Annotated in this window: 9 protein-coding genes; 7 read left to right on the top strand and 2 right to left on the bottom strand. The window is 38.3% G+C overall.

Features of this window, described 5'->3' with window-relative positions; all coding sequences use genetic code 11:
* A partial coding sequence (locus QZU83_RS09435; protein ID WP_295611751.1) for an Ig-like domain-containing protein occupies positions 1–400 on the top strand: 400 nt, incomplete at its 5' end.
* Positions 393–1,718 (top strand): Ig-like domain-containing protein, encoded by a 1,326-nt coding sequence (locus QZU83_RS09430; RefSeq protein WP_295611750.1) that lies wholly within the window; start codon positions 393–395, stop codon positions 1,716–1,718. The genes QZU83_RS09435 and QZU83_RS09430, both read left to right, overlap by 8 nt.
* A gap of 213 nt (positions 1,719–1,931) precedes the next feature.
* Here QZU83_RS09430 and QZU83_RS09425 read toward each other — a convergent pair whose 3' ends face one another.
* Entirely contained in the window at positions 1,932–2,387 is a 456-nt protein-coding gene (locus tag QZU83_RS09425) for a MarR family winged helix-turn-helix transcriptional regulator (RefSeq protein WP_295611749.1), read from the bottom strand.
* 250 nt (positions 2,388–2,637) lie between these two features.
* Between QZU83_RS09425 and QZU83_RS09420 the strand changes: the two genes are divergently transcribed.
* The 3 genes from QZU83_RS09420 to glmM all read left to right on the top strand — a co-directional run bounded on the left by QZU83_RS09420 (position 2,638) and on the right by glmM (position 6,026).
* Positions 2,638–3,336: a TIGR00297 family protein gene (locus QZU83_RS09420; RefSeq protein WP_295611748.1), complete on the top strand. Its 699-nt coding sequence runs from the start codon at positions 2,638–2,640 to the stop codon at positions 3,334–3,336.
* A 104-nt stretch (positions 3,337–3,440) separates the two neighbouring features.
* Positions 3,441–4,679 carry a 2,3-bisphosphoglycerate-independent phosphoglycerate mutase gene (locus QZU83_RS09415; RefSeq protein ID WP_295611746.1) on the top strand — a complete coding sequence of 413 codons (1,239 nt, stop codon included), beginning with the start codon at positions 3,441–3,443 and terminating at the stop codon, positions 4,677–4,679.
* 9 nt (positions 4,680–4,688) lie between these two features.
* A complete protein-coding gene (gene glmM, locus QZU83_RS09410; RefSeq protein WP_295611744.1) occupies positions 4,689–6,026 on the top strand; it encodes a phosphoglucosamine mutase in 1,338 nt (445 codons plus the stop codon).
* Between the two features lie 137 nt (positions 6,027–6,163).
* Here glmM and QZU83_RS09405 read toward each other — a convergent pair whose 3' ends face one another.
* Positions 6,164–6,331, bottom strand: coding sequence for a rubredoxin (locus QZU83_RS09405; RefSeq protein ID WP_295611742.1), 168 nt, complete (start codon positions 6,329–6,331; stop codon positions 6,164–6,166).
* Positions 6,332–6,493: 162 nt separating this feature from the next.
* Between QZU83_RS09405 and glmU the strand changes: the two genes are divergently transcribed.
* A complete protein-coding gene (glmU, locus tag QZU83_RS09400; protein WP_295611740.1) occupies positions 6,494–7,777 on the top strand; it encodes a bifunctional sugar-1-phosphate nucleotidylyltransferase/acetyltransferase in 1,284 nt (427 codons plus the stop codon).
* 12 nt (positions 7,778–7,789) lie between these two features.
* A partial coding sequence (locus QZU83_RS09395; RefSeq protein ID WP_394350262.1) for a gamma carbonic anhydrase family protein occupies positions 7,790–7,965 on the top strand: 176 nt, incomplete at its 3' end.

The following is a 7,965-nucleotide window of genomic DNA, read 5'->3' as shown; positions in this document are numbered from 1 at the left end:
TGATCATACTGTTGCTGTTGTTTATGATGGTGATGATAATTACAATTCCAACTACACTATTGGTAATTTGACTGTTGAGAAAGCTAAGGAAGTTCCTGATATGACTGTTATCGATCAAGGCAATGGTACTGTTGTGGTTGTTGTTGGTGATAATGCTACAGGTAATGTCACTGTAACTGTTGACGGCAAAAATTACACTGCCGAAGTTGTTAATGGTACTGCTGTTGTTCAATTGGACGGTAATGTAACTCCTGGTACTCATGAAATTGAAGTAATTTACTCAGGTGACGATACTCACGAGCCATCTAACGCTACTTCCGAGATAACTGCTCCTAAATATGATGCACCTATCAGTGTTGAGATTGGTGAAGCTAAAGAGGGTGAGCCCTGCTGTGATTAAGGATGGTAAGGCTGTTGTTACTGTTGATGACTTGGCTCCTGGTGATCATACTGTTGCTGTTGTTTATGATGGTGATGATAATTACGTCTCTAATTACACTATTGGTAATTTGACTGTTGAGAAGGCTAAGGAAGTTCCTGACATGAAAGTAATTGACAATGGTAATGGTACTGTTGTGGTTGTTGTTGGTGATAATGCTACAGGTAATGTCACTGTAACTGTTGACGGCAAAACTTACACTGCTGAAGTTGTTAACGGCACTGCAACTATCAAATTGGATGATGCAACTCCTGGAACTAAAAACATCGAAGTTGCATATTCCGGTGATGAGACTCACTCACCTAAAAAAGTAAACTCAACAGTAAGTATTCCAAAACACCCAACTCCAATAAGCGTTGAGGTTGAAGACATTAACGTTGGAGACACTGCAGTAATCACTGTAACTGTTCCTAGCGATGCTGAAGGTAAAGTGACTATTGAAATCAACGGTGTTGAATACAGTGCAGATATTGAAAATGGAAAAGCTGTTTTCAATGTTCCTGACTTAAAAGAAGGTGAAAAAACAGTTGCTGTAAGATATGATGGTTGTGATTCCTATGAATGGAACTCTACAACAGCACAATTCACTGTTTCAAAAGTCCCATCAACTATTAAGGCTACTGCAAAAGACATTACAGCCGTCGTCAGCGATGAGGTAATTACAGTAACAGTTCCAAAAGATGCAACAGGTCAGGTATTGGTTGACATTAATGGTGTCGGATACTATGGAGATATAATCAACGGCAAAGCCAAAGTAATCATTCCAAAACTTCCTGCAGGAACATACACAGCAAAAGTGTCCTATGAAGGTGATGACAAGTACTTGCCAAGCGAAACATCTGTCAAATTCACAGTAAATAAGGCTAAAGCTCCTGTATCTGCTACTGGTGATGTTATTGTTATTGGTGAAGATGCAGATATTGTTGTAAAACTTCCAAGCGATGCAACAGGAACTGTAACAATAACAGTTGAAGGCAACAAATACACAGCTCCGGTTATCAACGGTGAAGCAAGGTTCAGAATTCCTGGTTTATCCGAAGGCGATCATAAAGTAAATGTCCATTATTCTGGTGATGAAAACTATGATGCCAACGATACCGTAACTAATGTGCTTGTAGAGGATGACGGATCTCATGATGTTCCACCATCAGATAATGCAGTATCTAAAAATAATGATGGAGTTTCACTTTCAAACTATCCTACAGGTAATCCACTGTTAATATTACTGTTGGTCCTGTTAGCTATCGGTACAACTCAAATCAGAAGATTTAGGAAATAATTTTCCTAATTTTTTATCTTTTTTTATAAAATTTTATCGTTACATGTAGATGACTGTAAAACATTAATCTAGTTTTGCAAACAGTATCTCATTTAATCGAAAATTCAATCAATATTTTTAATAGTTTTGAAAATAATTTTAATTTAATCATTCGAATTTTAAAGTAAATCGACACTTTTTTCGAAGCAAAAAAATAAGTAATTTGGATGATGGTTATTCTTTTTCCAAGTTCAGTTCAATGGACTTGTATGTCATGTCCTTAAGGGTTTCTTTAAATCCGTCGTCAAGTTCGGTCAATCCGATCTTTTCTTCCCATTCGTCATTGATTGCATTCAGAATCGGGATAATTTTTTCACCTTTTTCAGTTAACTTCAGGACATATTTTCGATTGTCCTTTTCAGATTTCTCTTTAAAAACAAACCCTTCCGCATGGAGTTTATTTATTGCTTTTGTAATTCCGCTTTTTGTCAGATATAGGATTTCTGTAAGTTCTTTTTGTGTGATGTCATTTTTTCGGCTGATTGTTAGAATGCACATTGCCTGAAGCAGATTCAGGTTATATTCCGCCAGTGCATCATTGAGATATTTTCTGTTGTTCTTGTGTAGGATGTACAAAATTTCTCCAAAGCGCTCATAAGTATATGACTCAAAAACTCTTTCGAATTTCATAATGGGTCTCCAATAAATTACAGTCTTATAACACTATATTTGTCAACATGAGTATATATCATTTCTTTTTTTGTTTGATTGGTCTTCTATTCAATTTAATCATGGCTCTTTTTGCAAGGGTTTTAAATTAATTTGATATTTTATAATCTTGTTTTATTTTAACATTATTTCGGTAAAATCTTTTTCTTTATTGATAATGTTTTTATATTATTTTAAATAAACATTATAAAAAAGTAGGCTTGTTGATTGTATGGTTGAGGAAGTTATGGTTAACTGGATATATGTAATACTCCTGTTTATTTTAGGTTTTGTTACATATTATAGGAAATCCCTGGATGTGCTAGGTTCTGTAGTGATGATAGTCATGGGAATCATAATCATTTTTTCGGCGGGCGCCAACTGGCTTTTGTTAATCGTTTTATTCCTGGTCATGTCTTTGCTTGCCACCAAATTCTCCAAAAAGTACAAACAGTCATTGGGCGAGTTTGAAGGAAGGAGAACCTCCAAGAACGTTATTTCAAATGGTGTTGTGGCCTGTTTCATGGCCGCTTTCGGAGGTTATTACCTGCCGTTTGTAGGAGGTTTCATCGGCGCAATTGCAACAGCAACTTCCGACACTTTGGCTTCTGAAATCGGCGTATTGGATCCTCATCCACGTTTGATTACAACATTGCAGAAAGTGGATCCAGGTACCAATGGGGCGGTGTCAGTTTTGGGAACTGCTGTCGGTATTGTCGGTGCGGCAGTAATCGGTATTGCTGCATATCTGTTGGGCATAATGCCAAATCCTCTTTTGGCTATTGGGGTTGCTATAATTTCAGGAACTGTTGGCTGCTTTATGGACAGTATTTTGGGGGCCGTGTTTGAAAACAGGCATCTGATTACCAATGAACATGTAAACCTGATTGCAACAATCGTAGGTGCACTTGCTGGAATTTTACTGTTATAATTTTTTTTAAATAAACTCCATTTTAGATTTTTAAACTTGTTTTTAAACAAATTATTTTAACTATTAGACACAAAAATTATATTATTATATTTTAGGTGATATTTATGAAAGGTCTTATTTTAATTATGGATGGTATGGGTGACCGTCCAATTAAAGAATTAGGAAATAAAACTCCTCTTGAAGCCGCACATACTCCAAATATGGATAAGATGGCGGAAGAAGGAATTACTGGAATCATGGACTCAATTGCTCCGGGAATCATTCCTGGAAGTGACACCGCACACTTGTCAATTTTAGGCTATGACCCTTATGTCGTATATACTGGAAGGGGGCCATTTGAAGCAAACGGAGTAGGTGTTGAAGTTTTGCCGGGAGACATCGCATTCAGATGTAACTTTTCAACTGTTGACGATGATTTGATTGTTACAGACAGACGTGCCGGAAGAATCAAACAGGGAACCAAGGAAATCGTTGACGTATTGAACACAATGGTATTGGAAGACTATCCTGACATTAAAATTATTTTCAAGGAATCCACCGGACACAGGGCAGTTCTGGTCCTGAGGGGCGAAGGCCTTTCCGGCAAGGTAAGTGATGCCGACCCTAAAGTGGAAGGCAACAAACCTAAAGAGGTAAAACCTTTGGATGACACACCGGAAGCGGCAAAGACTGCAGACATCTTAAACAAATTAGTCGTAAAAACATATGAAATGACTAAAGACCACCCAGTCAACGTAAAAAGAATCGAGGAGGGTGAACCTCCAGCAAACATTGTTATTCCTCGCGGTGCCGGTGAAGTTCCTGTTGTCGAATCATTGAATGAAAAGTATGAGGTAAACTCCGCATGCATTGCAGAGACAGGTCTGATTATGGGAATCGGCAGATTTGCAGGAATGGACATCATTGAAATGGAAGATGTCACAGGTGGAGTTGACACCAACCTGGAAAATATCAGGGACACAATCATAGACCAGGTTAAAAACTCAGAACATGACTTTTTCCTAATCAACATTGACGGAGCGGACGAGGCAGGCCACGACGGCCAGACAATCGAGAAAAAGGAATTCATAGAAAAGGTCGATGAAGTGGTAATGAGCGAACTCATAAAACTCGAAGATGTTTATATTTACCTTACAGCTGACCATTCAACTCCAATTTCTGTCAAAAACCACTCAGGAGATCCTGTGCCTGTACTGATTAGAGGTCCTGAAGTGAGAGTGGATGATGTTAAAGAGTTCTCCGAAAGGGCATGTGCAAAAGGAGGACTTAACAGAATCAGAGGAGCAGACGTAATGAATATCATGATGGATTTAATGAATTATGCCCATAAGTTTGGGGCATAGGGTGATGACATGGCAGCTAAAAAACTGTTCGGGACATCCGGAATCAGAGGGCTGATAGGCTCTGAAGTAACATGTGAGCTGGCATTGAATGTCGGAAAATCACTTGCTTACTATTTGGGAAATGAAGGCACTGTAGTAATAGGTTATGATACCAGAACCACAAACAAGATGCTCGACCAGGCAATTTGTGCCGGACTTTTGGAGAGCGGAGTAAATGTAATTAAAATAGGAATGGTTCCAACCCCATTGGTCGGATACGCTACAGAAAAACTCGATGCCGATGCGGGAATCATGCTTACAGCTTCACACAATCCATCCCCATACAACGGAATCAAATTATGGAACAAGAACGGAATGGCATATACTTCCGAACAGGAGGCAAAAATCGAAGAAATCTATGCCAATAAGGATTATATCTCAGTTGCATGGGATAAGATTGGAAAATTAAGCGTCAATGAACAAATCAAAGGTCAATACGTTGATGATTTGGTTGATATGGTTGACATCAAAGAGGGCTTAAAAGTCGTAATTGACTGTGCATCAGGTGCCGGAAGCGAAATATCACCTTTAGTATTCAGAAAGGCAGGATGCGAAGTCACAACCCTGAACTCACAGCCTGACGGATTTTTCCCCGGAAGAAACCCTGAACCGAATGCGGAAAATCTCGGTAACCTGATGAAAACTGTTGTAGCTATTGGCGCGGATCTTGGAATAGCTCACGATGGTGATGCGGACAGAATGATTACAGTGGATGAAAACGGTAACATTTCACCTTTTGACTCACTTCTTGCATTGATTTCAAAGGAATTCGATGGGGATGTCGTAACAACCGTGGATGCCGGATTGTGCATGGATGAATCAGTTAAGGGGGAAGTTTTCAGAACTCCTGTCGGTGACGTTAATGTTGCTGAAGTAATCATCGAGAAAAATGCGGCATTTGGAGGAGAGCCTTCCGGAACTTGGCTGCATCCTGACTTCTGCATGTGTCCTGACGGTATTCTTTCCGGATTGAGAATGGCTGAACTGGTATCCAAAAAGGGAAAATTATCAGACCTTTTAGATGAAATCCCGTCATATCCGAATATCCGTGAAAAGATAACCTGTTCCAAGGAGGCCAAAATCAGGGTCATGGAAAATATGGAGGAACTGTTAAAATCCGAATTTGATGACATTTGCGATATAAATTCAATCGACGGTGTAAGATTGACATTTGCAGATGACAGCTGGGTGCTTGTAAGGCCGTCCGGAACCGAGGACTATATCAGAATAACCCTGGAGTCAAGGGACGCCCAAAGAGCAGAGGATATTAAGGAATCCTGCGTAAAAATTATCAAAGAAAATCTGTGAAGATATTTAATATCTTCAAAATACTTTTTTTTAACCGCAAAATGGTTCAGTCGTTTGAAATCTTTAATTAATTTAGTAAAAAGAGTGTAAAAAAATAGTTTTTCAGTAAAAAATAAAAAAAGTTTTGAGAAGAAGAATTATTCTTCTTCTGCAATAAATGCTTCAATACCTAAAGCTGCACATTCTGGGCAAGCCCAACCTTCTGGCATGTCTGCAGGAGTTGCTCCAGCAGGAATGTCGTAAGCAGGGTCACCTTTTTCTGAATCAAATCTGTATTCGCAGTGTAAACAAACATATACTGTCATTTTATTAATCTCCTTTGTGTTTTTGGGCTATTAGCATAGCTAATATAGTTCTACTATATTCCAACTATTATTTAAAATTAGTCATTTGTTTTTAGAAAAATTAATTTATAAGATGAGAGTTAAACATATAATATTATTATATAATTTTTATGGGGATAGAAAATGAAAGCAATTATATTAAGTGCTGGTGAAGGTTCTAGAATGAGGCCATTGACACTTACAAAGCCTAAAACCATGTTGCCAGTAGCTGGAAAGCCAATTATCCAATATAACATTGAATCGTTAAGGGATAATGGTATTAAGGATATCTTATTGATTGTACGTTATAAAGAGGAAATGGTAAGGTCATACTTTGGTGACGGTAGTGAATTCGGGGTTAACATAACATATGCTACCCAAAAGGATTTCCTCGGAACCGCAAACGCCATTTCTTATGGTGAAGACTTTATCGAGAATAGTCTGATTGTTTTAAATGGAGATATCATTCTGGACAATGAAATCATCCATGAAATTATTAAAAAATACAATTACATGAATCCTGATACTCTGATGGTTCTGACTGAAGTTGATGACCCTTCAGCATTCGGTGTTGTTGAAATTGAGGACGGAAATATCAAAAGCATTGTGGAAAAGCCTAAAAAAGAAGAGGCTCCAAGCAACCTTGTAAATGCCGGTATCTACATATTCAACAAGGACATATTTGAAAAAATCAGACAGACAGAGCTTTCCGAACGTGGAGAATATGAGATTACAGATTCAGTTAGCTTACAGATTGCTGACGGCAAAAAAGTAATTGGCCATAGGACAAACAAGGATTGGATTGATGTGGGCCGTCCATGGGAGCTTATCGAAGTTAATGAAGAGCTAATAAGCAATTTAAAAACAGAAATCAAGGGAACAATTGAAGATGGCGTTCATATTCATGGTGAAATATTTTTGGATGAGGAAAGCATTATCCGTTCAGGGGTATACATTGAAGGAAACGTATACATTGGAAAACACTGCGATATAGGTCCTAATTCATATATCAGAGGCAATTCCTATTTCGGAGATCATGTTCATGTCGGAAATGCCGTTGAAATCAAAAATTCCATTGTAATGGAAAACACCAATGTCAGTCACCTGAGTTATGTCGGTGACTCAGTAATAGGTTCAAACTGTAATATAGCTGCAGGTACAAACATTGCCAACCTGCGTTTTGACAATAAATCTGTAAAAACAAAAATCAAAGACATAATGATGGACAGTGGAAGACGTAAGCTTGGTTCAATCATCGGTGATTCCGTAAAGACAGGAATCAACTCAAGCTTCTCACCTGGTGTTAAGGTGGGCCACAATTCCACTATAGGTTCAGGGGTTTTGTTGTATGATGATGTACCCTCTGATACACGCGTATTGGTAAAACAAAATCATATCATTCAAGACAAAAATAAAAAGAAAGAATAATTCGGCGATATTATGGAAAATAAAAAAGACTCTATTGTAATATGCCCAGGCGCACAGGTAATTGGAAATGTTGAACTCGGAGAAGATGTCTCCATATGGCACGGTGCTGTTGTAAGGGGAGATACAGACTCCATCACTATTGGAAACAATTCCAACGTTCAGGACAACTGTGTCGTTCACTGTACCAA

Source organism: uncultured Methanobrevibacter sp., from assembly GCF_902771435.1.
GTDB lineage: Archaea > Methanobacteriota > Methanobacteria > Methanobacteriales > Methanobacteriaceae > Methanocatella.
This window is presented reverse-complemented; position numbering and strand designations above follow the sequence as displayed.